The organism is Streptomyces sp. NPDC023541, assembly GCF_055559995.1.
Genome location: NZ_JBVHJO010000012.1, coordinates 17835 through 43364 on the forward strand (window position 1 = coordinate 17835; position 25530 = coordinate 43364).

The 25530-nt window shown below is 74.6% G+C and carries 23 protein-coding genes; 10 read left to right on the top strand and 13 right to left on the bottom strand.

The genetic code is table 11. From position 1 onward, the window contains the following. Nucleotides 1–4 precede the first annotated feature (4 nt). The 6 genes from ACZ3X1_RS26570 to ACZ3X1_RS26595 all read right to left on the bottom strand — a co-directional run bounded on the left by ACZ3X1_RS26570 (nt 5) and on the right by ACZ3X1_RS26595 (nt 5903). Nucleotides 5–1210: an acyltransferase family protein gene (locus ACZ3X1_RS26570; RefSeq protein WP_356812287.1), complete on the bottom strand. Its 1206-nt coding sequence runs from the start codon at nt 1208–1210 to the stop codon at nt 5–7. Nucleotides 1211–1322: 112 nt separating this feature from the next. Beyond that, complete coding sequence (locus tag ACZ3X1_RS26575) at nt 1323–1817, bottom strand: NUDIX hydrolase (protein WP_356812288.1); 495 nt, start codon at nt 1815–1817, stop codon at nt 1323–1325. A 33-nt stretch (nt 1818–1850) separates the two neighbouring features. After that, the gene (gene lnt / locus ACZ3X1_RS26580) at nt 1851–3491 is read right to left on the bottom strand and encodes an apolipoprotein N-acyltransferase (protein WP_467281200.1); all 1641 of its coding nucleotides are present in this window, start codon (nt 3489–3491) and stop codon (nt 1851–1853) included. Between the two features lie 84 nt (nt 3492–3575). Beyond that, nucleotides 3576–4091 (bottom strand): hypothetical protein, encoded by a 516-nt coding sequence (locus ACZ3X1_RS26585; RefSeq protein ID WP_356812290.1) that lies wholly within the window; start codon nt 4089–4091, stop codon nt 3576–3578. Nucleotides 4092–4169: 78 nt separating this feature from the next. Beyond that, on the bottom strand, nt 4170–4733 hold the full coding sequence (locus ACZ3X1_RS26590) for a dihydrofolate reductase family protein (RefSeq protein ID WP_356812291.1): 564 nt from the start codon (nt 4731–4733) through the stop codon (nt 4170–4172). 87 nt (nt 4734–4820) lie between these two features. Beyond that, nucleotides 4821–5903 (bottom strand): FAD-dependent oxidoreductase, encoded by a 1083-nt coding sequence (locus tag ACZ3X1_RS26595; RefSeq protein ID WP_467281203.1) that lies wholly within the window; start codon nt 5901–5903, stop codon nt 4821–4823. 85 nt (nt 5904–5988) lie between these two features. On the opposite strand from ACZ3X1_RS26595, the gene ACZ3X1_RS26600 reads away from it, so the two are divergent. Together ACZ3X1_RS26600 and ACZ3X1_RS26605 are read left to right on the top strand one after the other, a co-directional pair. Then, nucleotides 5989–6579, top strand: coding sequence for a TetR/AcrR family transcriptional regulator (locus ACZ3X1_RS26600; protein ID WP_467281204.1), 591 nt, complete (start codon nt 5989–5991; stop codon nt 6577–6579). Next, a complete protein-coding gene (locus ACZ3X1_RS26605) occupies nt 6576–7508 on the top strand; it encodes an ADP-ribosylglycohydrolase family protein (protein ID WP_467281205.1) in 933 nt (310 codons plus the stop codon). The genes ACZ3X1_RS26600 and ACZ3X1_RS26605 overlap by 4 nt, the downstream gene beginning before the upstream one ends. Here ACZ3X1_RS26605 and ACZ3X1_RS26610 read toward each other — a convergent pair. After that, nucleotides 7478–9091, bottom strand: a complete 1614-nt coding sequence (locus ACZ3X1_RS26610) for an ATP-binding cassette domain-containing protein (RefSeq protein WP_467281206.1) — start codon at nt 9089–9091, stop codon at nt 7478–7480. The two genes, ACZ3X1_RS26605 and ACZ3X1_RS26610, sit on opposite strands and share 31 nt — an antisense overlap. Before the next feature lie 253 nt (nt 9092–9344). Continuing rightward, a complete protein-coding gene (locus ACZ3X1_RS26615; RefSeq protein WP_356812296.1) occupies nt 9345–10136 on the bottom strand; it encodes a glutamate racemase in 792 nt (263 codons plus the stop codon). A 300-nt stretch (nt 10137–10436) separates the two neighbouring features. Between ACZ3X1_RS26615 and ACZ3X1_RS26620 the strand changes: the two genes are divergently transcribed. The 5 genes from ACZ3X1_RS26620 (at nt 10437) to ACZ3X1_RS26640 (ending at nt 16949) form a co-directional block, all read left to right on the top strand. Further along, complete coding sequence (locus ACZ3X1_RS26620; protein WP_467281207.1) at nt 10437–11627, top strand: glycosyltransferase; 1191 nt, start codon at nt 10437–10439, stop codon at nt 11625–11627. Nucleotides 11628–11874: 247 nt separating this feature from the next. Next, nucleotides 11875–12381, top strand: a complete 507-nt coding sequence (locus tag ACZ3X1_RS26625; protein WP_356812299.1) for a DUF6643 family protein — start codon at nt 11875–11877, stop codon at nt 12379–12381. 52 nt (nt 12382–12433) lie between these two features. After that, nucleotides 12434–13258: an MOSC domain-containing protein gene (locus ACZ3X1_RS26630; RefSeq protein ID WP_467281208.1), complete on the top strand. Its 825-nt coding sequence runs from the start codon at nt 12434–12436 to the stop codon at nt 13256–13258. Between the two features lie 455 nt (nt 13259–13713). Then, complete coding sequence (locus ACZ3X1_RS26635; RefSeq protein WP_467281209.1) at nt 13714–14325, top strand: Rv1733c family protein; 612 nt, start codon at nt 13714–13716, stop codon at nt 14323–14325. 146 nt (nt 14326–14471) lie between these two features. Then, the gene (locus tag ACZ3X1_RS26640) at nt 14472–16949 is read left to right on the top strand and encodes a right-handed parallel beta-helix repeat-containing protein (protein WP_467281210.1); all 2478 of its coding nucleotides are present in this window, start codon (nt 14472–14474) and stop codon (nt 16947–16949) included. Here the strand turns inward: ACZ3X1_RS26640 and ACZ3X1_RS26645 are convergent. Continuing rightward, nucleotides 16900–19227 (bottom strand): hypothetical protein, encoded by a 2328-nt coding sequence (locus tag ACZ3X1_RS26645; protein WP_467281319.1) that lies wholly within the window; start codon nt 19225–19227, stop codon nt 16900–16902. The genes ACZ3X1_RS26640 and ACZ3X1_RS26645 overlap by 50 nt on opposite strands. Before the next feature lie 285 nt (nt 19228–19512). Here ACZ3X1_RS26645 and ACZ3X1_RS26650 point away from each other — a divergent pair, with 285 nt between their 5' ends. Next, nucleotides 19513–20001 (top strand): SRPBCC family protein, encoded by a 489-nt coding sequence (locus ACZ3X1_RS26650; protein WP_356812303.1) that lies wholly within the window; start codon nt 19513–19515, stop codon nt 19999–20001. Here ACZ3X1_RS26650 and ACZ3X1_RS26655 read toward each other — a convergent pair. Then, entirely contained in the window at nt 19982–20899 is a 918-nt protein-coding gene (locus ACZ3X1_RS26655) for an MBL fold metallo-hydrolase (protein ID WP_467281212.1), read from the bottom strand. The two genes, ACZ3X1_RS26650 and ACZ3X1_RS26655, sit on opposite strands and share 20 nt — an antisense overlap. 59 nt (nt 20900–20958) lie before the next feature. Between ACZ3X1_RS26655 and ACZ3X1_RS26660 the strand changes: the two genes are divergently transcribed. Continuing rightward, nucleotides 20959–21345: a winged helix-turn-helix transcriptional regulator gene (locus ACZ3X1_RS26660; RefSeq protein WP_356812305.1), complete on the top strand. Its 387-nt coding sequence runs from the start codon at nt 20959–20961 to the stop codon at nt 21343–21345. Between the two features lie 16 nt (nt 21346–21361). Here the strand turns inward: ACZ3X1_RS26660 and ACZ3X1_RS26665 are convergent, their stop codons facing one another. Continuing rightward, the gene (locus tag ACZ3X1_RS26665) at nt 21362–22537 is read right to left on the bottom strand and encodes a PLP-dependent cysteine synthase family protein (RefSeq protein ID WP_362624229.1); all 1176 of its coding nucleotides are present in this window, start codon (nt 22535–22537) and stop codon (nt 21362–21364) included. A gap of 198 nt (nt 22538–22735) precedes the next feature. Between ACZ3X1_RS26665 and ACZ3X1_RS26670 the strand changes: the two genes are divergently transcribed. After that, a complete protein-coding gene (locus ACZ3X1_RS26670; RefSeq protein WP_356812307.1) occupies nt 22736–23284 on the top strand; it encodes an ATP-binding protein in 549 nt (182 codons plus the stop codon). A gap of 122 nt (nt 23285–23406) precedes the next feature. Here the strand turns inward: ACZ3X1_RS26670 and ACZ3X1_RS26675 are convergent, their stop codons facing one another. Together ACZ3X1_RS26675 and ACZ3X1_RS26680 are read right to left on the bottom strand one after the other, a co-directional pair. Then, complete coding sequence (locus ACZ3X1_RS26675; RefSeq protein WP_390076790.1) at nt 23407–24684, bottom strand: ROK family protein; 1278 nt, start codon at nt 24682–24684, stop codon at nt 23407–23409. 127 nt (nt 24685–24811) lie between these two features. Beyond that, a complete protein-coding gene (locus ACZ3X1_RS26680) occupies nt 24812–25528 on the bottom strand; it encodes an alpha-ketoglutarate-dependent dioxygenase AlkB family protein (RefSeq protein WP_467281213.1) in 717 nt (238 codons plus the stop codon). Nucleotides 25529–25530 lie beyond the last annotated feature (2 nt).

Here is a 25530-nt window from a genome sequence, read left to right on the forward strand (position 1 = left end):
GCCCTCAGGAGCGGACGGCCGGGATCCGTTCCGCCTCGGGCGCGGAGGGCTGCGCGGGAAGCCGGCCGAGCGTCGCCGCACACGGGGTGCCCGAGCGGATGTCCTGCACCCCGCGCCGCAGGCTGTCGCGCAGCAGGCGGCCCAGCGGGCGTTCGACGAGCCGGTGGACGAGCCAGGCGAGGGCCACCATGGCGGCGGTCACCCCGATCGCCAGCGGGACGGGCGCGAGGTCGCCCCGGAAGTGGTGGATGGCGGTCAGCCCGGCCATCATGTGGATCAGGTAGAGCGGGTAGGTGACCGCTCCGGCGTGCGGGAGCCAGCGCCACTGGACGCGGTCGAGGGCCCCGAGGGCGATGGCCGCCATGACGGTGAATCCGAGCACGATGACCAGGTGGGCCGGCCAGGCGGGCGTCTGCTGGGTGGCGCTCCGGCCGAGGCTGGAGATCATGCGGGCGTGCACGTGGTGCTGCGCGAGGAGGAACTGCACGCCGACCACGGCCCACAGGACGGCGTTCGGCCGGAAGCGGCGCATCAGGTAGAAGGCGATGCCGGCGATGAAGTACGGGGACGCCGACGGCACCGCGAAGAAGGACAGCACGCCGCTGTCGACGGTCGGCGCCACGACGCCGGCGAGGGTCCAGGCCCCGCAGAAGAGGACGCAGTTGCGGTAGGTCACGCCGCGCATGACGACCAGCGCGAACAGCACGTAGAACTTGAGCTCGACGAAGAGCGTCCAGTACGCGTCGTCGACATGGGGGACCCCGACCCCTGCCTGGAGCATCGAGAGGTTCACCACGACGTCGCTGAACGACGCGACCTTGCGCACCTCGGGCCAGTTGAACAGCACGAGTGAGGTGAAGACCACGGCCGCCCAGTAGGCGGGGAAGAGCCGGGAGACCCGGGAGACCGCGAAGTCTCCCACGGTGCGGCCCCAGGCGCTCATGCAGATCACGAAGCCGCTTACCAGGAAGAAGATCTCCACGCCGAGCCAGCCGTATACGGCCAGTGCATGCGCGGACGGGAAGACCCCCTCGGCCGGCTCGCCCCAGGCGCTGTCGAGGGCCGCGTAGTGGTAGAAGAGGACGGACAGCGCGGCGAGGACCCGGACGGCGTCGAGTGCCGCGAGGCGCGGGCCCGGCGCTCCGGCGCGCGGGGCGCCGTCCGGACGCCCGCCCGTCCTCGGTATGCCGGCCTTTCCACCTGCGCTCATTCCTTGGCCCCCGTGACTGTGTGACGGTCCCTGGCGGACCCGTCGGATCTGCGGAACCTTACAGCGCGCTCCCGGCGGGTCCGGCCGACGTCCACCCTGACCGGCAGGACGGTCACCGGGGGGTGTCCGCGATCACGGCGGGGACCTCGAACCAGGTGGGCTCGTCCCGCAGGGCGCGGTGGATCCTGTCCAGGGCGAAGGACTGCAGCGGTGGCAGCGCGTCCACGTCGAACCAGGCCACATCGAGGGACTCGTGGTCGTTGGCCCGCGCCTCGCCGCCGGTGGCCCGGCAGCGGAAGGTGATGTCCTGGAACTGGCAGACGTCGCCGTTGGGGTAGGTGATCGGTTCGAGCATCTGGACGAGGACCACGCGCTCGGGCACACAGTGCACGGCCGTCTCCTCGTACACCTCGCGCACGGCGGTCTCGGCGGGCTGCTCGCCCGGCTCGGCGATGCCGCCGACCACGGACCACCGTCCGGTGTCGGTGCGCCGACCGAGCAGCACCCTGCCCCGGTCGTCGAGGACGATGGCCGTGACCCCGGGCAGCAGGAGCAGCTGGTGCCCGGCGGACTCACGGATCCGCCGGATGAAATCAGGTGTGGTCATCCCCCGACCCTACGAGGCCGGATCGGCTCCGCCTCAGGCGGCGCGGCGGCCCCGGATCCGGCGGGCGGCGAGTACGCCGAACCCTCCCGCGGCGAGCAGCAGCAGGGCGTACTCGGGGAGCGGTCCGAGGACGGTGGCCGGGGTACGGCCGGAGCGCAGCGGGATCTCGGCGACGAGCGCGTCCGCGGTGAACATCTTCGTCTGCGAGACGATCCGGCCGTCCGGGCGGATGACGGCGCTGACCCCGCTGGTGACGGGGACGAGGACGGTGCGGCTGTGCTCGACCGCGCGGACCCGGTCCATGGCGAGCTGCTGGTAGGTCATCTGGGTGCGGCCGAAGGTGGCGTTGTTGCTCGGTACGGCGATCACCTGGGCACCGTCCTGGACGGTCGAGCGGACGGCGTCGTCGAAGGCGGCCTCGAAGCAGGTGACCATGCCGACGCCGCTGCCGGCCATGTCGAAGACACCGGGGTCCTTGCCGGGGCCGAAGTCGCGGCGCACCCGGTCCACGTCGGAGCTGAAGAGCCGGACGAAGGAGCGCATCGGGATGCGCTCGCCGAAGGGCTGGATCTTGCGCTTGTCGTAGGTCGCGGTGGGGCCCGCGACCGGGTCCCAGAGGATCACCGTGTTGCGCAGCGGGCCCGTCTCCGGGGCGACGACCGCGCCGATCGCGACAGGCACGCCGATGGCCTTGACCGCTTCGTCGATGACGGCGCGCGCGTCGGGTTCGGCGTACGGGTCGAGGTCGGAGGAGTTCTCGGGCCAGACGACGAAGTCGGGCTCGGGGGCCTTGCCGGCCTTGACGTCCTCGGCGAGCTGGATGGTGCGCTTGACGTGGTTGTCGAGGACGGCCCGGCGCTGGGAGTTGAAGTCGAGGCCGAGGCGGGGCACGTTGCCCTGGATGACGGCGGCCACGACGGTGCCGTCCTCGGCGGCGTCGGAGACGAGCGGGCGGGCGGCAAGGGCGGAACCGATCGGGGCGGCGACGGTGAGCGCGGTCAGCGCGGCGGTGGTGCGGCCGGGGTGGCGGCGCGCGATGCGCAGGGCCTCGTACAGGCCGAATCCGCAGAGGGCCACGCCGAAGGAGAGCAGCGGCGTGCCGCCGAGGGCGGCGAGCGGGGTGAAGACGCCGTCGGCCTGTCCGAAGGCGACCTTGCCCCAGGGGAACCCGCCGAAGGGCGCCCGGGCGCGCAGGGCCTCGCCCGCGACCCATACGGCGGCGGCGAGAACCGGCCAGGCCGGGAGGCGGCTGACGAGGGCGATGCCGAGTCCGGTGAGGCCGATGAAGAGGGCTTCGAGGGAGGCCAGCGCCAGCCAGGGCACCGGGCCGACCTCCTCCCCGGTCCACACGAGGAGCGGCAGCAGGTAGCCGAGGCCGGCGAGGGTGGCGAGCCCGAAGCCCGCGCGCGGACGGCGGCCGTACAGGCAGCCGGCGAGCAGGGCGAGGGCGAGCGGGGCCAGCCACCACAGGGGGCGGGGCGGGAAGCTGAGGTAGAGCAGCACGCCCGACAGCGCGGCCGGCACGCACCGGAGCAGCAGGGCTCCCCGCCGCCGCGGGGGCGCGGCGGGGCCGTCGGGGGGCGTCACGGAGGGCGTCCTGGGCTCGGCGGGGCCGTCGGCGGGCCGCTGGGGCTCCTCGCTCCAGGCGGCCTCGCGCGTCACACTGCTGCTCATCTGGCGGAGTGTACGTCCCCGCGCCCTCGGATCCCGTAAGCGCTCGGCCCGTGCGGCGCGGACGGGGCGCCGGCGGGTGGGGGGTCAGCCGGCGAGGGTGCGCAGGTGGGCGCGGATGACGCGGACCGCGTTCTCGGCGTCGTCGACGGTCACCGTGAAGAGCTTGCCGTCGTCCAGTGTCAGTTCCAAGCCCTCGCCGCGCCGGACGATCACGGCGGTGCCCTTCTCGGGGCGCCAGCGGTAGCCCCATCCGCCCCAGTGCTGCGGGGTGATCCGGGAGAGGTACGCGACCGAGGCCACGTCGGTGAGCTCGATCCTGCGGCGCGGCAACCCGACGTGCCCGCAGCGCACCAGGAGGGCCTCTGCGTCGATGGTGACGGAGACGTGCACGAAGGCGACCGTGCCGTACACCATGAGCAGTCCGGCGGCGAGGCAGCCGGTCACTGCCATGAGCAGCGGGACGAAGCCGGAGGTCCACGTGTTGTCGACGGCCAGCTCGACGCCGAGCGCCACGCAGGCCGCACCTGCGACCGCGAGCAGCCACTGCAGGGGGTTGGAGGCCCGGCCCGTCCAGAGCGGACCAGGAGGGTGACCCGTCATACGTAGCAGCGTACCCACGTTCAGCTACGGCACCACCGGCGGGCGCCCGAACGCCCGGCGAGATGCGGAAGACACGGCCTAGCGCGCCACGCGGTAGCGGAGGTGGACGACCTTCGAGCCGAAGGTGCGGGTCTCGACGAGTTCGAGATCGACCCGGCGCCCTTCCTGGGGAAAGAACGGAATGCCGCCGCCGACCAGTACCGGGTGGACCATGACCCGGTACTCGTCGATGAGGCCGAGCGCGGCCGCCTCGGCGGCGAGCGTCGCGCCGCCGATCGCGATGTCGCCGTCCTCCGGCCCGGCCCGCAGCCGCTCGATCTCCTCCGCCAGGCCGCCGGATGCCAGGCGGGCGTTGCCCTGCACCGCTGACAGGGTGCTGGAGAACACCACCTTCGGGAGCGGATTCCAGACCTCGATCCATTCGCGTGACGCGGCGTCGAGCGACGGGTCCTGGTCGGCGGTCTCCCAGTACAGCATCGTCTCGTAGAGCCGCCGCCCCAACAGGTGGACGCCGAGCTCGCGGGTCTCGTCGATCCAGAACCGGAAGACCTCCTCGTCGGGCTCCGTCCAGTCGAAGTCTCCGTCCGGCCCGACGATGTAGCCGTCGAGCGAGACGCCCATCGCATAGGTCACGCGTCGCATCAGGAGTCCTCCTCGGTGAGGGCTCGACCCTACGGCCGCCGGTCGCCGCGGAGCCCGCCGCGACGCGCGCGAACGCCGGGCGGGGCGTCAGCCGGGGAGCATGCGCAGGAGGGCGTCGCGCAGGGCCGGGCGGCGGGCGGTCATGAACCGGTGCAGGGTACGGGAGCCGAAGGCGACGCGCTGGGCGCTGCGGCGGCGCTCGGCGTCGTACGCGTCCAGGGCGCCGGGCAGCCCGTCCGGCCCGGCGGCGGCGACGGCGCGGGTCAGGGCCTCGGCGTCGAGCAGGGCGGTGCAGGCGCCCTGGCCGAGGTTGGGCGTCATGGCGTGGGCGGCGTCGCCGACGAGGGCGACCCGGTTGTCGGCGACGAAGGCGCGGAGCGCGGGGTACAGGTGGCGCATCTCGTACCGGACCCAGGTCTCCGGATCGGTCTCGGCCAGCACGCGCGGGATCGGGTCGTGCCAGCCGGTGAAGGCCTCCCGCAACTCTCGTGCGCTGGTGGCCGCGGGCACCGTGGCGTACCAGTTGGTGCGGCCGGGCTCGACGGGGGTCATGCCGAAGAAGCGGCCCTCGCCCCAGGTCTCGCCGTACAGGCCGGTCTCGAATCCGGCGATGCCGATCCAGGCGACCGTGCCGATCGGGCGGGGGCTACTGCGGGTGCCGAAGTACGCCGTCCGCACCGCGCTGTTGATGCCGTCCGCGCCCACGACCAGGTCGGCGACGAGTGCGCCCGGGTCGGTCAGGGGCCGCGCGTACTCGATCCGCGTGCCGCCGAGGCGGTCGAGCTCGGCCAGCAGGGCGTCGATCAGGTGGGGCCGGGACATGAGCAGTTCGGGGCGGCCCCACCTGCGTTCGATCCGCTCCAGCGGGAGGGCGGCGAGGACCTTGCCGTCGGGGCGTCGGATGCGGGCGTTCCGGTACGGCACGGTGCGCACCCGCAGCGCGTCGCCGAGGCCGAGGCGGTCGAGCGCGGTCTGCGCGGTCGGGTGGATGCCGAAGGCGGTTCCGTAGCGTTCGAGCGCGGCCCGCCGTTCCAGGACGGTCACCGTCCAGCCGGCGCGGCGCAGGCCGATGGCGGTCGCGAGCCCGCCGACCCCGGCGCCGACCACCACGGCCGTTCCCGCCCCGCGGCCGCTCAAGGTACTGGTTCCGTCCCCGGTCCCGCCGCTCATGGCTCCCCCTCCGTCCCCCACGGCCATGACCACCACAGCCGTGGTACTACACCTGTGGTACCACGGCTGTGGTTATGCTGGCAACGTGAATCAGGACCGGAGGGACCGGCTGCGGGACGCGGCCGTCGCCGTACTGGCGGAGTCGGGCGGGCGCGGGCTGACCCACCGGGCCGTCGACGCGGCAGCCGACGTGCCGACGGGCACGGCGAAGAACTACTTCCCCACGCGCGACGCGCTGCTGCGGGCGGTGGCGGAACGCTGCCTGGAGCAGTACCGGGCGCTGGCCGCGTCCCTGGCGGGGGACGGGCCGGGGCCGGCCGACGCGGACGGGCTCGCGGTGATGCTCGCCGGGCTGCTGCGGGACGTGGCGGGGCCCGGGCGGCCCCGCGTGCTCGCCTATCTGGAACTCCAGACCGAGGGGACGCGCAGGCCGTGGCTGGCCGCACTGCTGGACCCGATCGCCGCGGCGGACTTCGCAGCGCACGCGAACCTGCTGCGCACGGCCGGGCTGCCGGCCGGGGCCGAACGGGCCGGGGCCCTGACCCTCGCCCTGCACGGCGCCGTTCCCCATCTGCTGACCGGCGCCCCGGCCACCCTGGCCGCCGCCGGTCTGGACGACCTGGACCGCTTCGCCCGCGGACTGCTGGCCGCCGTACGCCCCGAGGAGGACCGGTGATCGCGCCCACCCGGCTGGACCGGGCCGTGGGAGCCGTGCTCGGGTCCGCCGCCGGTGACGCACTCGGCGCCCCGTACGAGTTCGGGCCGGCGGGGCAGTTGAGCAAGCGGGGCGAGGAGATGTGCGGGGGCGGCGGCTGGGACCCGGGCGAGGCGACGGACGACACCCAGATGGCCGTCCTGGTCGCCGAGTCGCTCCTGGAACGGGGCGGCCTCGAACTCCCCGACGTCTTCGGCCGGTTCCAGCGGTGGGCGGCCGGGCACCCGAAGGACATCGGGCTGCAGACGGAGGACGTGCTCACCAACGGCGAGCCCTGGGACCTCGCAGCGGCCCTGCACTTCCAGATCAACGCCCGGGCGGCCGGCAACGGTTCCCTGATGCGGGCCTCCGGCTCGGCCGTGTACTTCTCCGCCGCCGGACGGGAGGCGACCATGGACGCCGCGCGGCGGATCGCGGCGCTGACCCACGGCGACCGGGCCGCCTGGGAGGGGACCGCGATCCTGCACGAACTCGTCCGCGTCGCCCTGGACGGCGCCGATCCCCTCGCGGCCCTGCCGGCCACGCTCGACCACGTGCACCCGGACCACCGCGAACGGTACGCCCGGGTGCTCGCCCCCGACTGGCACCCGCGCCTGGCCACCGAGTTCAACGGGGCGGTGTGGCCCTGCCTGGGCTCGGCGGTGTGGGCGCTGCGGACCACCGCCGGGTTCGCGGAGGCCGTACGCGCCGCCGTGGATCTCGGCGGGGACACGGACACGGTGGCCGCGGTGACGGGTGCGCTGGCCGGCGCGCGGTACGGGCAGGGGGCGGTTCCCGCGCACTGGGCGGCGCGGTTGCACGTACCACTGCCCGGGTTCGGCGAGCGGGTCCTGTACGCGGACGACCTGCGGACGCTGGCTCAGCGGCTCGTGGCGGCCGGCTCCCCCTGAAGTTCCAAGCGGCGGCCGCGGAAGCCGGCGCGCAGCCGCCGGTCGTGCGTGACCACCACGAGGGTCCCGCCGAAGTGGGCCAGGGCCGCCTCCAGTTCCTCCACGAGGGCCGGGGCCAGGTGGTTCGTCGGTTCGTCCAGCAGGAGCAGGTCGAGGGGGCGGGCCACCAGCCGGGACAGCTCCAGCTTCCGGCGCTGGCCGGCCGAGAGGGTGCGCACCGGCCGGGTCAGGTCGGCGGGGGCCAGCAGGCCGAGCGCGGCGACGTACCGGTCGGCGTACTCGCGGCCGAACAGCTCGACGGCCGAGCGGTGTTCGCCCGCCCACGGGTCGTCCTGCCGCAGCAGCCCCACCCGCTCGGGTGTGCGTACGAGGCCCTGCGCCGACTCCAGTTCACCGGCGAGGAGGTGCAACAGGGTTGATTTTCCCGTTCCGTTGGGTCCGGTGACCAGGAGGCGTTCTCCCGGCGCGAGTTCCAGCGAGAGCGGTTCGAGCCGTCCGGGCAGCGCCGCGCCCGCCAGTTCGACGGCTCCGGCGGCGCCTTCGGTGAACCGCCCCGTGAAGGTGAGCGGCCGCGGGGGCGGCGGGACCGGGTTCCCGGTCAGCCGGTGCAGGCGTTCGCGGGCGGTGCGGATACGGCTCGCGGCGCCGTGGGTGCGCGACCGGGCGCGGAAGGCGCCGGCGCCGCTGAAGCCGCGGGGCAGCTTGCGCGGGATCGCGGCGAACCGCCCGATGTTGGTCTCGGCGAGCCGTTCGGCACTGCGCACCTCCTCGCGCCACTCCTCGTACTCCCGCTCGCGACGAGCCCGTTCGGCGGCGCGGCCGGCCAGGAACCCGGTGTAGCCGTTGCCGAACCGGCGTACCGTCCTGCGGTCCGCGTCGACCTCCAGGACGGCGGTCGTGACCCGGTCGAGGAAGAGCCGGTCGTGGGTGACGGCCACGAGGGTGCCGCGGCGTGCGCGCAGGTGCTCTTCCAGCCAGGCGACGGCCTCGTCGTCGAGGTCGTTGGTCGGCTCGTCGAGCAGCAGCAGTTCCGGCTCGGCGGCCAGGGCGGCCGCGAGGGCGAGCCGGGAGCGCTGCCCGCCGGAGAGGGTGCCGAGCCGGCGGTCGGGGTCCATGTCGGCGCGTTCGCCGAGGCGGCGCAGGGTGGTCGCGACCCGTCGCCGGGCGTCGCGGCCGCCGCGCGCCTCGTGGGCGGCGAGGAGGTCCGCGTAGGCGGTGAGTTCGTCGGGGCCGGCCCGGTGCAGGAGGGATTCGGCGGTGCGGATGCGGCGTTCGAGGGCGAGGAGGTCGGCGAGGGCGAGGTCGACGGCCTCGCCCACGCGGGCGTCCGGGGGGAGGTCGAGGGTCTGCGCGAGGTGTCCGGTGCCGCCGGTGGCGGTGACGGTGACCTCACCGTGGTCGGGGCGTTCCCGTCCGGCGAGGAGCCGGAGGAGGGTGGACTTGCCGGAGCCGTTGTCGCCGACGACGCCGACCCGCTCGCCGGGCCGGACCGTGCAGCTGACCCGGTCCAGGACGACGCGGGTGTCATAGGCCTTGGTGACCTCGGACAGGACGATCTGGGTGGAGGCGAGTGGAGCGCGCAAGGGCGGTTCCTTCCGGTGACGTCGAGACGAGACGTCTCGTCTTGTTGTGCTGAAAACGTAACCCGCATCCGGACGTTGCGCAAGACGGTTCGTCTCGTTGGCCGACGGCCTGGACTCCGGGCCCTTGGATCCGCCACGTCGGACGCCGCACAAGGGCGCAGCGGGTATGCGGGGGACGCAGGGGCGACCGGGCCCGACGGCCGGCAACCGCGGCCGCAGTGCGCGCGGCGGTTCGGGCAACGCCCCGGCAGCGTCAGCCGACGGGCGCGCCCTGGCCCGCCAGGAGCCGTCCCTCGGCGTACGCGAACGCCGCGGCGGGCAGCAGCGCTTCGCGGCCGCTGTGCAGGACGGTCAGGCCGCCCGTGCGGGGCAGGCCGGGCTCGGCGACGGCGCCGATACGGCGCAGCGCCTGGGTGGCGACGGGCTCGGCGGAACCGTAGTAGACCAGCCCCGCTCCCCCGGTCCGCACGGCGAGGGCGGCGCGGATGGGGCTCTCGGTCAGCTCGTAGTGGGTGCATCCGAGCACCACGTCGGTGACGTCGGCCGGGGTCAGCGCGGCCGCCGCGGCGACGGCCGCGGTCACCGCCGCTTCGTCGGCCGCCTCCACGGCGTCGGCCAGTCCGGGGCAGGGCACCTCCGTGACGCGGGCACCGGTGGCGAAGTCGCGGATCAGCCCGCGCTGGTAGGGGCTGCCGGTGGTGGCGGGGGTGGCCCAGATGGCCACCCGGCCGCCGGCCGCCGCGGCGGGCTTGATCGCGGGTACGGTTCCGATGACCGGGATGTCCGGCTCCAGTTCCGCCCGCACGGCGTCCAGGGCGTGCACGGTGGCGGTGTTGCAGGCCACGATGAGCGCGTCGGGGCGGTGCGCGGCGGCGGCCCGGGCCACTGCGAGGGCCCGACCGGTGAGGTCTTCGGGGGTCCGCGGACCCCAGGGCATTCCGTCCGGGTCGGAGGACAGGACGAGATCCGCGTCCGGCCGCAGCCGCCGCACCGCCGCGGCCGCCGCGAGGAGGCCGATTCCGGAGTCCATGAGCGCGATCTTCACCCGGCCACTTTAGTCGACACCGGGTCCGGCCCGACCCGGCTCCGGCCGGATCCCGCCCCCGCGCGCCGCCCGCCGGGCGCACCGCCCGCAGGGCGCACCGCAGCGGACCACCGCACCCGGCCCGCACCGGAGCAGCCGGGCACCACCTGCCCGCCCGCAGCCCCGGCCCCCGCACGCCGCCGCGCCCGCCCGGACCGCCGCGGGGCCACCGCGACGCCGCATCCGCCTGCCCCGCCAGGGGCGCCGCACCGGAACGGCCGGATGCGCGACAGGCCCCCGCCGGCCCGGCACACTGCCGCCATGGGCCTCCTCACCGGCGCCGCCGTCGCCACCGCCGCGTCCTACGCCTCCCTCGCCGCATGGCTCTGGCTCACCCTCGCCCAGGGCATGTTCTGGCGCACCGACGTCCGCCTCCCGCCGCGCACCGCCCCCGCCCGCTGGCCGTCCGTCGCGATCGTCGTGCCCGCCCGGGACGAGGCCGGGGTGCTGCCGCTCAGCCTGCCCTCGCTCATCGCCCAGGACTATCCCGGGGAGGCCGAAATCATCCTCGTCGACGACGGCAGCACGGACGGCACCGGCGGTCTCGCGCTCCGGATCGCCGCCGGACAGCCGGGCCTTCCGCTCACCGTCGTCTCCCCCGGCGAGCCCGCCCCCGGCTGGACGGGCAAGCTGTGGGCGCTGCGCCACGGCATCTCGCTGGCCCGCACCGCGCACGCCACCGAGCCCGACTTCCTGCTGCTCACCGATGCCGACATCGCGCACGAACCCGACAGTCTGCGCGAACTGGTCTGCGCCGCGACCTCCGCCGACCTCGACCTCGTCTCGCAGATGGCCCGCCTGCGCGTGGTCGGCCTGTGGGAACGCCTCGTGGTCCCGGCCTTCGTCTACTTCTTCGCCCAGCTCTACCCCTTCCGCCGGATCAACCGTCCCGGCGCCCGCACCGCCGCGGCCGCGGGCGGCTGCGTCCTGCTGCGCACCGCGGCCGCCGTACGGGCGGACGTGCCCGACGGCATCCGCCAGGCCGTCATCGACGACGTCTCCCTGGCCCGGGCGGTGCAGGACTCCGGCGGCCGGATCTGGCTGGGGCTCGCGGAGCGGGTGGACAGCGTGCGCCCCTATCCCGCGCTCGCGGACCTGTGGCGGATGGTCTCGCGCAGCGCCTACGCGCAACTGCGCCACCAGCCCCTGCTGCTCGCCGGGACGGTCGCCGGGCTGGCGCTCGTCTACCTGGTGCCCCCGGCCGCCCTCCTGGCGGGCCTCGCCACCGGACGGACCTCCGCGGCGTGGGCCGGGGGCCTCGCCTGGCTGCTGATGGCCGGCACCTACCTGCCGATGATCCGCTACTACCGCCAGCCCGCCGCGCTCGCCCCGCTGCTTCCGCTCACGGCGCTGCTGTACCTCCTGATGACCGTCGACTCGGCCGTTCAGCACTACCGCGGACGCGGGGCATCGTGGAAGGGCCGCACCTATGCCAGTCCGAGCGATGCCTGAAACGGCGGACCCCTGTCCGGACCCGCGTCATCCGAGGTCACCGCGTTGTGACGCTGTGTCAGCAGAAAGTCGGTGCAACGCACAACCGGTAGGTACGAGTTGGAGCAAGGTGGGATGGAAGTGACGAAATCGTGCACGTGAACGCCAAGTGAAAGGCGTGGCTCTGACCTGCGAATATGCAGGTCAGCGCGGTGTTGACGGCACCTTGCTATGGACCCGGTGAATTCGTGGGCTTAACTTATGTCTCATGACCTCCCCCCGCTCCACTTATGGCGGCGGTTACTACTCCGCGCCCTCCTTCCCGGACACCCCCATCTACGACTCCCTCGTCGCCGAACGCGGCACTCCGCAGATCGCTCCGATCCGCGTCCCGGCCGCCTACGAGTCCCCGAGCGCGGGTTATTCGAGCGGTGGGTACCTGCCGGCCCTCCCGTCGGCCCTGCCCGCACTCCCCCCTGCCGCCCCTCAGCAGCAGGCACCGGCGTACGGGTACCCGTACCAGCAGCAGGTCGCTCCGCAGCCGATGCCGCTGCAGAACGCGCCCGCGCCCTACATTCCGCAGCAGCAGCCGGTGGCCGCCCGCGCCGGGTACATGCCGCAGCCCCAGCCGCAGCAGCCGCGCCCGGCGGCCATGGCCACCGGCTACGAGGCGATGCGTCCGGCCGCGCCGCGCCCCATGCAGGTGCCGGCTCCGGTCGCGGGCGCCTCGTACGAGGATCCGTACGGCCGCCCCTACCAGGGGCGCGGCTACTGACCGGGCCCCTCACGCGCGCCGGGACGGCGGAGCGGGCTGGCAGTATGCCCCCATGTCGAAGTTGCACGTTCAGGCGCTCCACGTCCACCCCGTCAAATCGGTAGCGGGGACCGCTCCCGACGAGGTGGCGGTGGAGCCCTGGGGGCTGTCCGGGGACCGGCGGTGGGCCCTGATCGACCCCGAGGGGACGGTCGTCACCCAACGCCGCCATCCCCGGCTGGCCTTGGCGTCCGCGCGCCCGGTGGGCGGCGAAGGGATCGCGGTGACCGCTCCGGACATGGCGGAGCTGGTCGTGGAGGTGCCGGGGCCCGGTCCGCTGGAGCCGGTGTCGCGGTTCGGGAAGAAGGTCGAGACCGTGGTCGCGGCGAGGGCCGCGGCCGACTGGTTCAGCGCGTTCCTCGGGGTTCCGGTCCGGCTGGTGCATTTGGACGACCCGGCCGTACGCCGTCCCGTAGACCCTGACTACGCCCTGCCGGGCGAGACGGTGAGCCTGGCCGACGGCTATCCGCTGCTGCTCACCACGCTCGCCTCACTGGACGCCCTCAACTCTCTGATCGCGGCGGGGGACCATCCCGAGGAGGGCCCGCTGCCCATGAACCGTTTCCGCCCGAACGTCGTGGTCTCGGGGGCCGAGGCCTGGGCGGAGGACCACTGGCAGCGCCTCGCGATCGGCGACGCCCTCTTCCGCGGCGCGCGCGAATGCGGCCGGTGCGTCGTCACCACGACCGACCAGCGAACGGCGGAGCGGGGCAGGGAACCGCTGAAGACGCTGGCCAGGCACCGGCGGATCGGCAAGTCGCTTGCCTTCGGGCGGCTGCTGGTGCCGCTGCGGCCGGGCACCCTGCACGTCGGCGACGAGGTCCGCATCCTCGCATGACGGGCCGCGTCCGGGTGGCGACCGGACCACAGGAATGACACCTTCGAGGGGCTCCGCCCCCGAGCTGGAACCAACCGGCGTGACCAGGCCGTTGGATCAGTCAGAACAGGTGGGTACCCGCACGGGCCGTGACACCGGACGACCGGTTCCGGAATCGGGTGGCACATGTCTCGTGCGTCCCGGAACGCGTCCCCCGGGGCATGCGGAAGGCGTGGGCGCGCAGACAGACGGAGACTGGCGCTAGGGGGTGTCTTGTCGATCAGGCCGGATCAGGGAGCGGCGCATGGCGCCATGGGGCCTCCCCGGGCCCGCAGGGCCGAGGGGAAGCATCGCAAGGCGGACGGGGGAGGCGACGCGGAGCGTCGTCCAGTGAGAACGACGCGGCGAGGCGCGGTGCCGGGCGCCGCGAGCCCGGCATGACCGGCAAGACGCCCCCTGGCAGGGGGAGCCGGACCGTGCGGACGGCAATGGGTGTGTGGCGCTGGCGGCGCAATCCGCTGCGCCGGCCGACCGATCTCTTCGAGGCGTGGGTGGCGTTCGCGGCGCTGGTGTGCGTCGTGGTGGTGGCGCCGGCCGTCGGCTGGGTCGCGGGCCTGCGCGTGGACGGCACGCTTCAACAGGCCGCGTACGAGCAGCGGCAGGAGCGTCATCTCGTCCCGGCCGTGGTGGTCCGGCCCGCCCCGACCGCGGACGAGGCGGTGTCCGCCGACCCGTCGGCGCAGCGGACGGCGCCTCGGCGTACGCAGATCGTGGCCTCGTGGACCGCGCCCGACGGCAGCAGCCACGAGGGCACGGTGCCGGCCGCGGAGGAACCACCGCTCCCCGGCGACCGGTTCCGCATATGGACCGACGACCGGGGCCGGCTGGTGGGGCAGCCGCTGGACCCGTCGGCCGCCTCCTTCCACGCGGGGACGGCGGGTCTGGCCGCCGCTGCCGGAGTGGCCGCATTGGCCGTGACCGTCCGCCGCCTGGTCGTACGTCGGCTCATGCACCGTCGGTACTTACGTCTGGACCGGGCGTGGGCGGCCGCCGGACCGGACTGGGGCCGGGCGGGCGCCGGTGGCTGACCTGGCGGCCCATCGGCCCGGCGCGCGCTACGGTGGAGCGGCCGGACCGGTCTCTCCCGTGGCAGCAGCCACCCGAGTGGCCTCGGACATCAGCGGCTCCGGCCGCATCGGCAGCGCGAGCACGAGGGTGGGGGCACGACAGCACCATGGTTCAGGGCACGGTCCAGGTGACGCACGGCGGCTCTTCGCGGTGGCGGCGCCGCTCCGGTGAATATCCGACGCTGACCGCCGCGCTCGCCGCCGCGGGCGACGGGGACGTGCTGTCCATCGCCCCGGGCACCTACCGGGAGAACCTGGTACTGCACCACGCCGTCACCCTGCGCGGGCCCGAGGACGGGTCGGGTTCGGTGCGGATCGCGCCGCTCGACGGGGTCGCGCTGACCCTGCGCGCCTCGGCCGTGGTGCACGACCTGTACCTGGAGGGCCAGGACCGGGCGGCCCCGGCGCTGCTGGTGGAGGACGGCTCCCCCGAGCTGACCGACCTGCGCGTGAGCACCCACTCGGCGGCCGGCATCGAGGTGCGCGGCCCCGGGGCCCGGCCCCTGGTGCGCCGCTGCACCGTGGAGAACCCGGCCGGCATCGGAATCGCCGTACTGGACGGCGGCGGCGGGGTTTTCGAGGAGTGCGAGGTCGTCGCCTCGGGTCAGACCGGGTTCTCGGTCCGCGGCGGCGGCCGGCCGCGCCTGGAGCGGTGCCGCATCCACCACTCCACCGGCGCGGGCATCTCCGTCACCGGCGAGGGCTCGGGCCTGGAAGCCCTGGGCTGCGAGGTGTACGAGGTCAGGGGCGCCGGGGTGCAGATCGCCGCGCGCGCCGCCGCCCGCCTCACCGACTGCGCCGTGCACCGCACCTCGGCCGACGGGGTCACGCTCGACACCGACGCCGTCCTCACCCTGGCCGGGTGCGACATCCACGACATCCCGGAGAACGCCGTCGACCTCCGGTCGCGTTCGGTGCTCACTCTCAGCCGCACGTCGGTACGCCGGTTCGGGCGCAACGGCCTGTCGGTGTGGGACCCGGGCACCCGGGTCGACGCCGAGTCCTGCGAGATCCACGACAGCACCGGCGACTATCCGGCGGTGTGGGTCAGCGACGGGGCCACCGCCTCCCTGGACTCCTGCCGGGTCCACGACGTGCCGGACGCGCTCTTCGTCCTGGACCGCGGGTCGAGCGTCGAGGTCACCGACAGCGACCTGTCCCAGGTCCGCAACACCGCGGTCTCGGTCAGCGACGGCGCCTCGGCGCAGCTCGACGACTGCCGCATCCGCGAAGCGGCCACCGGGGCCTGGTTCCGCGACCACGGCAGCGGCGGCACCCTCGCGGGCTGCACCGTCGACGCCGTGCAGACCGGTGTGATCGTCACCAAGGGCGCCGACCCGACCCTCGAACGCTGTACGGTCACCTCACCCGCCGAGGCGGGTTTCTACGTGTCGGCGGGCGGCCGCGGCACTTTCAAGGCCTGCCGGGTGACGGACAGTTCCGGTTTCGGCTTCCACGTCCTCGACGGCTGCCGCACCACGCTGACGCGCTGCCACACGGAGCGCTGCGCGCGCGGCGGCTACGAGTTCGCGGAGGACGGGCCCGTCGCCGAGGAGTGCACCGGCGACGGGTCGGGCCCGCGGTCGGCGTCGGCGGCCGCGGCCGCGGCCCAGTCGGCGCCCGGCGGCGGCTTCGCCGGGGCGCAGAGCGGGGTGCGTACGGTCACCGCGGCGCGGAGCCCCGTGGCGCAGCCGTCTCCGGCGGCCCCGGCCGGCTCCGTCCCGCGGCCCGCGCATCCGGAGCCGGCCGGGGCCGCGGCGGGCGCGCGGGCGCCCGGAGCGGTGCTGGGGCATCTCGACGCGCTGGTGGGCCTGGACAGCGTCAAACGCGAGGTGCGTGCCCTCACCGACATGATCGAGGTGGGCCGTCGGCGGCAGCAGGCTGGCCTCAAGGCCGCCTCGGTGCGCCGGCACCTGGTCTTCACCGGCTCCCCCGGCACCGGGAAGACCACGGTCGCCCGGCTGTACGGCGAGATCCTCGCCTCCCTCGGCGTGCTGGAGCGGGGGCACCTGGTCGAGGTGTCGCGCGTGGACCTGGTGGGCGAGCACATCGGCTCCACGGCGATCCGCACGCAGGAGGCCTTCGAGCGGGCGCGCGGCGGGGTGCTGTTCATCGACGAGGCGTACGCGCTGGCTCCGGAGGACTCGGGCCGGGACTTCGGGCGCGAGGCGATCGACACGCTGGTGAAGCTGATGGAGGACCACCGGGACGCGGTGGTGGTGATCGTCGCCGGCTACACGGCGGAGATGGACCGCTTCCTGACCGTCAACCCGGGTGTGGCCTCGCGGTTCTCCCGGACGATCGCCTTCGGCGACTACGGGCCGGGGGAACTGCTGCGGATCGTGGAACAGCAGGCGGAGGAGCACGAGTACCGCCTCGGGGAGGGCACCGCCGAGGCCCTGCTGACGTACTTCACGGAGCTGCCCAAGGGGCCCGCCTTCGGCAACGGCCGCACCGCGCGCCAGACCTTCGAGTCGATGGTGGAGCGGCACGCGGGGCGGGTGGCCCAGCTGTCGGAGCCGAGCACGGACGAGCTCACCCTGCTGTTCCCGGCGGATCTGCCGACGCTGCCGGCTCCTTGCTGACGCCGGGGCGCTGAGCGGGTACCTCGGCCCGGGCCGCCGTCTCCAGCCGGGCGAGGAGAGCGGCGCGTTCGGCTGCGAAGGCGGGGTCCGCCTGGTAGTCGGCGTGGCCGAGGATCGGCGCGGGCAGCGGGTGGCGGGCGCTGCGCCCGTAGGCGAGGGGGTCGGCGAGCGGGCCGCGGTCCACCTCCGGTGAGGCGGGGCCGGGGAGCGCGGGGCCGCCGATGGGGTCGGTGGCCCGCCAGAGGTTGCGCCAGCAGTCGACGTCGCGGTGCAGGGCGGTGAGCGGTCCGGGACCGAAGTAGGCGGGGAACCAGCGGCCGTAGAGGCGGGCGAGGGGGGATCCGTAGGTGAGCAGCGCGACGCGGCGGCGGACGGGCGGCGGCAGCTGCCAGACGGCGGCCGCGGCGAGCACGCTGCCCTGCGAGTGGCCGGAGATCACCAGTCGGCCGCCGGTGCGGCCGGTCCAGCCGGCCATCCGCCAGGTCAGGTCGGGGACGGCGCGCTCGGCATAGCAGGGCGGGGCGAAGGGGTGGGCGGCGCGCGGCCAGAAGGTGCCGACGTCCCAGAGGATCCCTATGGTCCGCCGGGCTGCCGGGTCCCGGTAGGCGCGGCGGCCCCAGGCGGCGAAGAGGGCGATGCCGAGGCCGATCAGCCAGGAACCGGCGTCCTGGGCGGCGCGGGCGGCGCTCTCCAGGAGCGGCGGGCCGCCGCGGGCGGCCTCGCCCGGGACCTGCCCGCTGAGCCAGGCTCCGGCGAGTGCGCCGGCCCCGAGCACCAGGGTGATGCCGGAGACGGCCGCGACGAACCAGGGCGCGGAGTCGGTGAGCGCGGCGGCCGTCCGCGCCCCGGCGATACGGCGGCTGCGCGCCGTATCGGGGATCTCTCCCGGGTATTCGGCCGCGACGGCCGCCGCGAGGCCGCGCCGGGCCCGGGCCGCACGCACCGCGAACCAGGCGGCGAGCAGGGCCAGTACGAGGAGCAGCGGCGGCAGTACGGCGGCCTGCCAGGACAGCAGGACGGGCGGCCCGGGCAGCGGTGCGCCCGCCATGCCGGGGGTGGCTGCGCCGTCCAGCCAGTCGGCGACGCGCTGGGCGACCCCGCCGGACATGACCCCGCCGAGGGCGCAGCCGAGCATGGCGACGGCGGGGCCGCCGAGGCCGCGCAGGGCGGACGCGGGATCGGGGGCCCTGCGGTACAGGTACCGGGCGACGGCGGCGAGGGCCAGTACGCAGAGGCCCTGCCCGAGCATGAGCACCCCGAAGGCGAAGTCCCCGGGGAGGCGTCCGGTGGAGGTCCAGCCCGGTCGCGACCAGCAGGCGTGCAGGAGGACGGCGGCGAGCAGGGCGAGGGCGGCTCCGGGCAGCAGGCTGACCGCGGCCCGGTCGAGGCGGTGGTCGGGGCGGTCCTCGCTGCGGCCGCGCCGGCAGACGACCCAGGCGACGGTGACGGCCCCGACGGCGAGGAGGGCCTGGGTGATCCAGCCGAAGGTTTCGAGGGCGGGGGCGGCCGTGGTCCGGCGGTCGTGGGCGGCGGTGGGCGCGGAGACGGCCACCGCGACGGTGAGCAGGCCGGCCGCGGTGTGTGCGGCTCGCAGCCGGGCCACGATGCGGCGCCCGTACCAGAATCCGGGACGGCCGAGCGCGGGTGCGGTGTCGGAGGCGGTGTCCGGGTCGGCGGAGCCGGCGGGCGGCGGCTGGGATTCGTAGGCGCTCCAGGTGCGGTTCGACAGGAACCAGAGCAGCCCGGTCAGCGCGGTGGGGACCAGCGCGCCGAGGGCGAGGCGGCGTCCGGGCTGGGACCACCAGCCGCCGCCTTCGGGGGCGAGGAATCCGAGGCGGGAGCCGGTGGCGGTGCAGGTCGCGGAACCCGCGCACTGCCAGACGGCGAGGTCGAGCGCGACCTCGCAGGCGGCGGCGATCAGCAGGACGGTCAGGCTGAGCGCGAGGATGCGTACGAGGACCCCGTACGTACGCACCGCGCGCGGCGCGGGGTCGGCGCCGGGCCCGGTGGGGGCGGCCGGCCGGGCCCAGTGGGCGAGGTTGGCCACCATGAAGGGCAGGAGCAGAAGCCACAGGGCGCGGGCGCCGTTGCCCGAGGTGAGCCGGGACCAGCAGTAGGCCTCGGGGACGGGCAGGCCCGCGTACCGCTCGGGGTGGGCTTCGGCGTCGGCGTCGTCGATGCGGCGGAACACGGCTGCGGTGGAGTCACCGGTGACGCGCACGGTGCGCGGGTCGCCGAGCAGCTCGGCGGGAGAGGCTCCGGCGACTCCGTGGACCATGAGTTCGAGGGCGAGGGGAGAATCGGTGGAGGGGCGGTCGGGCACGGAGGCCTCCGCTCGCGGGGGGGATCGGCGCTGCTCCAGGATCCCGCGCGGCGGGGGCGCTGCCCAGGCCCCGTCCGGGGGAATCGGCGGGCGGCTCGGGGACGGAAGGGGAGCCTCGGCCGTGGGAGTTCCGACGCGGAAGCCGTGGGGAGATCACAGCGGTCACAGCGGACTTCTCGGGGGCGCACGGCTATGGTGGCGCGGCACGTCCGCCGGAACATCACCTCAGGAGGTACCGCCATGGCTCGCCGACTCCGCCCGGTGGGGCTGGACTTCATCGACGACGCGCCCGTCCGGCTGGTGTTCGCCGCAGAGGCGTCGGCGCCGCCCGAGGACGTGTATCGGGCGCTCGCCGATGAAGTGGAGGGCTGGCCGCGCTGGTTCAGGGCCGTGACACTGGCCCGACCGACGTACGGCGGTGCGGGCCGCGAGGTCAAGCTGCTGGGCGGGGTGCACATGCAGGAGACGATCATGGCCGCGGACCCCGAACGGCGTTACGCGTACCGGGTCGACACGACCAACGCGCCGGGCGTCCGGGCCCTGCTGGAGGAGTGGAGGCTGACCCCGGCCGGCTCGGGGACGCACGTCCGCTGGACGTTCGCCGCGGACGGCCCGGCCGCGTTCCGTCTGGCCCTGACCGTCGCCCGCCCGGGCCTGGGCCACTCCTTCCGCACGGCGGTCCGCACCCTGGACGCCCGCCTCACGGGCGTCAGCGGCCCCCACCGCTGAGCGTGGTGGATGCGGTGGCAGTGGCGGGAGCGGTGGCAGTGGCGGGAGCGGTGGGAGCGGTGAGGCGGGCGTACTCCCACGGGTCGTGCGCGCTGAAGACGGTGACCTCGTCCCCGTGGTCGCGGACGAGGTCGCGCAAGCGGTCGCGGGTCGCGGTGCGTGCCGTGGCGTCGGTCTGGGCTCCCTGCTGGACCGGATCGAAGACCGGGTGGTCGAGGGGCGGGGTGTCCTCGAGCTCGCCGTGATACATGTACGCGTCGCCCGCGTGCAGCAGCCACCGGCCGTCGTCGTCGCGCACCGCGACGCCCGCGTGGCCGGCGGAGTGGCCGGGCAGCGGCACCAGCAGGAGCTCGCACCCGAGCCCCTGCGGCCGTGCGACGCCGGGGAAGCCGAACCACGTCTCCTGCCCGTCGGTGCTCGCCGGTGCCAGCAGCGGGCCGTGCGCCCGGTGCGCCGGCATGAAGCCGTCGAGGCTGTGCCGGTGGTGCGCGGCCGAGGGGTCGGTGACGGCCCGGTACTCGTCGGGGTGCACGTGGACCCGCGCGTGCGGGAAGTCCGCCAGCCCTCCCGTGTGGTCCCGGTGCAGGTGGGTGAGGACGATGTGCCGCACGTCCTGTGGTGCGTACCCGAGGCGGACGAGCCGGCGCAGCGCGCTCTGCGCCGGGTCCGGCACGGGCTGGGCGTGCGCCACCCAGTCCGCGCCCAGCGTCCGGTGGGGCTCTCGCAGGTCCGCGGTGCCGAGGCCGGTGTCGACCAGGACGGGGCCGTCCGCGTCCGTCTCGATGAGCAGGCAGTGGCAGACGGCGGCCAGTTCGCGGCGTCCGGCTCCTGCCGTGGGTGTCGTGCCGAGCGGTGCGATCGTCCGGAGCGAACCGCAGTTGAGATGATGGATGCGCACAAAGACCCCCTGGAGGTATGCGGGCGGGCTGTTCGCAACGGACGTTAGGACGGGCTTTCGTGACTCACCAAACGGTTGGACACGCGGCGGCGGGTGCCCCGGACGGTCCGCTGGCGGACTGCCCGGACGGCGCGCTCGTCCCGCCGGCCCCCGAACCGCACTGCCCGGTCGACATCACCCTCACCGCGCTGGGCGGCCGGTGGACACCGCTGGTCCTGCGGGAGTTCCTCCGCCGCGGCCAGGCCACCTACTCCGAGCTGTCCGCGGCCCTGCCCGCCCTGTCCGACAAGGTCCTCTCGGACCGGCTGGCCCAGTTGACCCGGGCGGGCGTCGTCGAACGCCACCGCACTCCCGGGTGGCCTCCCCGGGTCCGCTACGTCCTGACCGGTCGGGGCCGCGCACTGGAACCGGTCGTGCGCAGCATGTGGGAATGGGGCCGCGCCTGACGGACGACCGGCCGGCTCAGGCGGTCGGTTCGCGCCAGACGCCGGTCGTCAGCAGTGTGTCGAGGGTCTTCGTGTAGGGGGCGATGTCGAGGCCCTGCGCCGCCACCCACTCGTCGGAGTAGTACTTGTCCAGGTAGCGGTCGCCCGGGTCGCACAGCAGGGTGACGACGCTGCCGGTGCGGCCCTCCGCCACCATCTCCGAGACGATCTTCAGGGCGCTCCACAGGCCGGTGCCGGTCGAGCCGCCCGCCTTGCGCCCTATGGCGGTCTCCAGGGCGCGGCAGGCGGCGACGCTCGCCGCGTCCGGGACCTTCATCATCCGGTCGATGGCGCCGGGCACGAAGCTCGGCTCCATGCGCGGGCGGCCGATGCCCTCGATGCGCGAGCCGCAATCGCTGCTCGCGTCGGGGTCGTTGCGGGTCCAGCCCTCGAAGAAGCAGGAGTTCTCCGGGTCCGGGACGCAGATGCGGGTGTCGTGCTGCATGTAGTGCACGTACCGCGCGATGGTGGCCGAGGTGCCACCGGTGCCGGCGGTCGCCACGATCCAGGCGGGCTCGGGGAAACGTTCCAGCTTGAGCTGCTGGTACATCGATTCGGCGATGTTGTTGTTGCCGCGCCAGTCCGTGGCGCGCTCCGCGTACGTGAACTGGTCCATGTAGTGCCCGCCGGTGCGGGCGGCGAGTTGCGCCGACTCCTCGTACATCTTCATCGGGTCGTCCACGAAGTGGCATGCGCCGCCGTGGAATTCGATGAGGCGGCACTTCTCCGGGCTGGTCGTGCGCGGCATGACGGCGATGAACGGGACACCGATCAGCTTGGCGAAGTACGCCTCGGAGACCGCGGTCGAGCCGGACGAGGCCTCGATGACGGGGCGGCCCGGCCGGACCCAGCCGTTGCAGAGGGCGTAGAGGAACAGCGAGCGGGCGAGGCGGTGCTTGAGGGAGCCCGTCGGGTGCGTGGACTCGTCCTTGAGGTAGAGGTCGATGCCCCAGGCGTCGGGGAGGGGGAACTTCAGCAGGTGGGTGTCCGCGGAGCGGTTCGCGTCGGCCTGGACCTTGCGCACGGCCTCTTTCAGCCAGGCGCGGTAGTCCGCGTCGCTGCGGTCGACGTCGATGGTCGTGGCGGTCGTACCGGTGGTCGTTCCGGTGGTCGTTCCGGTGCCGCTGGTGCCGGTGGTGCCGGTAGTGCTCATGCGCCGCGCTCCTTCATGGGTCTACTTCGCCCCTCCTTTCGCAATGTACCTCTCTCACCTGCACAAACAGTCACTTTGGGTATCTATGCGGATCGCTTTCGATCGCGTTCGGTTGCACAGCGCGGCACCGTGGGTGACCCTGGTGGAGCATTACCGAGGGTGCAGCACCCGTAACACTCATGTCGGGGAGTCGCAGCCGTGATCAGTCATTCCCGCAGGCACTGCGTCGTCGAACTGCAGGCCTTGCCGTCGCGGATCGGCCAAATCCGCAGAATCGTCTCGGCCCAACTGCGCCACTGGCAGCTCGATCCGCTCATTGACCGGGCCGCGCTCGGGGTGACGGAGCTGCTGAGCAACGTCCACCGCCATGCACAGCCGGACAAGACCTGCGTCGTCGAGATCGAGCTCCGGCTCGGGCGGCTGACGGTCTCGGTCATCGACAGCGATCCGCGGCTTCCGGTGCTGCGCCCGGCGCCGGCCGGGCCGCTGGAGACCTGCGGTCGCGGGCTCGCCCTCGTGGAGGCGCTCAGCGAGGCCTGGGGGGTGCGTGAACGGCCCGACGGGCCTGGCAAGGTGGTCTGGTTCTCCCTGACGGCTGCGCCCGCGCCGGTGACGCCGATGCTCCCGGTCTCGATCGTGGCCAGGCCCGCGCGGGAACCCGCGCGCACGGTGGTGGTGGCCGTCGACCCGGCCACCGTCCCGGCGGCGCTGCCCCTGCCCTCCCCGGTCGCCGTCCGCCCCGGCTGACCCCGGGCCGCGTGCCCTGCCTCAGCCTTGCCGGGCAGCGCGGGCCCGGCAAGATGCGAAGGCCGTGCCCTAGGGAGGGTCGTCAAAGTAGCGCCGGCCAGGCGGGACTTTGACGGCACTCCCTAGGCGAGGGCGCCCAGCGGGTCGTCGAGCACCGGTTGCCAGGCCAGTTCCGCCGCACCGACCAGGCTGTTGTGGTCCAGGGTGCACGGAAGGATGGGCACGCCTCCGCTGCGGCCCCACAGGCTGCGGTCCGCGACGACCGCCCGGAGCCGCTCCGGGTCGGCGTGGAGCAGTTCCCGGTGCAGACCGCCCAGGATGATCCGGTCCGGGTTCAGGATGTTGACCAGGCCCGCCAGGCCCAGGCCGAGCCGGTCGATCAGCTCTTCCGTGGCCGCCCTTACCGCCGGCTCCTCGGGCTCCTCGCGCAGCAGGTCACGGGCCTGCTGGAGCAGCGACACCTCGGGGCCGGGGCTGCGGCCCGCCGCGGTGAGGAAGGCCAGCGGGTCCGCCTCCACGTCCAGGCAGCCGCGGCCGCCGCAGTGGCAGGCCCGCCCCTCGGGGTTCACGGTGAGGTGGCCGACCTCCAGGGCCAGGCCGGAACTGCCGCTGTGCAGACGGCCGTCCAGCACCAGGGCCCCGCCGACCCCGCGGTGCCCCGTGGCGACGCACAGCAGGTGCTGCGCGCTGCGGCCCGCGCCGTGCCGGTGCTCGGCGAGCGCCGCGAGGTTGACGTCGTTCCCGGTCAGGGCCGGTCCGTCGATGCCGGCGGCCTTCACGCACTCCGCGAAGATGTCCCTTACGGGAGAGCCCGCAGGCCAGGCCAGGTGCAGCGGGTTCAGGGCCGTGCCGTCCGGCTCGGCGACCGCCGAGGGGACCGCGAGGCCGGCGCCGACGCAGCGGCGGCCGCTGTCCGCGAGCAGCTCCGCACCCGCCCGCACGACCGCGCCGAGCACCTGTGCCGGGTCCGCTGAGACGGTGACCTTGCCGGGGGCGGTGGCCACGATCCGGCCGCCGAGCCCTACGAGGGCGGCCCGGAAGCCGTCCGAGTGCACCTGGGCCGCGAGCGCCACCGGCCCGTCCTCGGCCACCGAGAGGCGGTGCGAGGGGCGGCCCTGGGCCCCGCCGGTGCCTCCGGTGCCGCCCGAGGCGCCGGGGCGGGAGTCGACCCGGATCAGTCCGAGCGCCTCCAGCTCGGCCGCGACGGCCCCGGCGGTGGCACGGGTGACCCCCAGCTCGGCCGTCAGCACCGCACGGGTCGGCGCGCGGCCGGTGTGGACGAGCTCCAGCGCCGGCCCGAGCGCGCCGCGGCCGCGTTCCAGTTTGGTCCGCGTGCCGGTGCTCGAGACCGGTGCCGTGGTCGCATCCCCCATCCGCGGTGGGGCCCCGTTGCCGTTCATGGCATCGATCCTCGCATGATCGGAGGGCGCCGGACGCCGTCCCGCTCCAGGCCGCGTCCAGTGGATCATGCCGGGCTCGCGGCGTCCTCATCCGCCCTGATCCACACGACACGACCGCTTCGTGTCGTCAAGGTCTCGTCCGGCCGGGGGGGTCCTCCGGCGGCCGGCGCCGCGTCGACGACACTCCCCGGCCCAGCCCGCCGACCCTGAGTGTGATGTTGAGCCGCCCGGTCAGCCCGAGCGCCCGCGGACCGGTGCCCGGCAGCACCTTCGGCACCCCGTGGTACGCCTGCCGGCTGGGGCCGCCGAAGACGAAGAGGTCCCCGCTGCGCAGCTCGACGTCCCGGTAGGGGCGTCCGCGCGAGACGGTGTTCCCGAAGCGGAAGAGGCAGCTGTCGCCGAGGCTGAGCGAGACCACCGGCGCCGGGGACTTCTCCTCCGCGTCGCGGTGCATGCCCATGCGGGAGTCCCCGTCGTAGAAGTTGATCAGTGCGATGTCGTAAGCGGCCGCGCCGGGCTCCGGCGGCACCCCGTAGGCGGCGGCGACCGCTTCCCGGCCCAGCTCGGCGAGCCAGTCCGGCATCGGCTTGACCGGCTCCCCGTCCCCGTCGACCGCGGTGCGGGCGTAGCCGTACGGGTACCAGTGCAGGCCCAGGCACACCTGCCGGGCGGTCATCACCCCGCCGCCCGGGGTGCGTACGGTGCGCAGGCCGGCCGGCGGGCGGGCCCACTCGCGGCAGGCCTCCAGCAACTCGGCCTGCCGGCGCTCCCCGAGCCAGTCGGGCACGTGCACCGCCCCGGGGGCGATCAGGGTCCGCTCGCGCGGGAAGAGTTCCCCGTCCATCC

Bases quoted from the DNA above. Each gene is read 5' to 3' on its own strand.
- ACZ3X1_RS26570 (WP_356812287.1), bottom strand. From the start codon at position 1,210: ATGAGCGCAGGTGGAAAGGCCGGCATACCGAGGACGGGCGGGCGTCCG.
- ACZ3X1_RS26575 (WP_356812288.1), bottom strand. From the start codon at position 1,817: ATGACCACACCTGATTTCATCCGGCGGATCCGTGAGTCCGCCGGGCAC.
- lnt (WP_467281200.1), bottom strand. From the start codon at position 3,491: ATGAGCAGCAGTGTGACGCGCGAGGCCGCCTGGAGCGAGGAGCCCCAG.
- ACZ3X1_RS26585 (WP_356812290.1), bottom strand. From the start codon at position 4,091: ATGACGGGTCACCCTCCTGGTCCGCTCTGGACGGGCCGGGCCTCCAAC.
- ACZ3X1_RS26590 (WP_356812291.1), bottom strand. From the start codon at position 4,733: ATGCGACGCGTGACCTATGCGATGGGCGTCTCGCTCGACGGCTACATC.
- ACZ3X1_RS26595 (WP_467281203.1), bottom strand. From the start codon at position 5,903: ATGAGCGGCGGGACCGGGGACGGAACCAGTACCTTGAGCGGCCGCGGG.
- ACZ3X1_RS26620 (WP_467281207.1), top strand. From the start codon at position 10,437: ATGGGCCTCCTCACCGGCGCCGCCGTCGCCACCGCCGCGTCCTACGCC.
- ACZ3X1_RS26625 (WP_356812299.1), top strand. From the start codon at position 11,875: ATGACCTCCCCCCGCTCCACTTATGGCGGCGGTTACTACTCCGCGCCC.
- ACZ3X1_RS26630 (WP_467281208.1), top strand. From the start codon at position 12,434: ATGTCGAAGTTGCACGTTCAGGCGCTCCACGTCCACCCCGTCAAATCG.
- ACZ3X1_RS26640 (WP_467281210.1), top strand. From the start codon at position 14,472: ATGGTTCAGGGCACGGTCCAGGTGACGCACGGCGGCTCTTCGCGGTGG.
- ACZ3X1_RS26645 (WP_467281319.1), bottom strand. From the start codon at position 19,227: ATGGTCCACGGAGTCGCCGGAGCCTCTCCCGCCGAGCTGCTCGGCGAC.
- ACZ3X1_RS26650 (WP_356812303.1), top strand. From the start codon at position 19,513: ATGGCTCGCCGACTCCGCCCGGTGGGGCTGGACTTCATCGACGACGCG.
- ACZ3X1_RS26665 (WP_362624229.1), bottom strand. From the start codon at position 22,537: ATGAGCACTACCGGCACCACCGGCACCAGCGGCACCGGAACGACCACC.
- ACZ3X1_RS26675 (WP_390076790.1), bottom strand. From the start codon at position 24,684: ATGAACGGCAACGGGGCCCCACCGCGGATGGGGGATGCGACCACGGCA.
- ACZ3X1_RS26680 (WP_467281213.1), bottom strand. From the start codon at position 25,528: ATGGACGGGGAACTCTTCCCGCGCGAGCGGACCCTGATCGCCCCCGGG.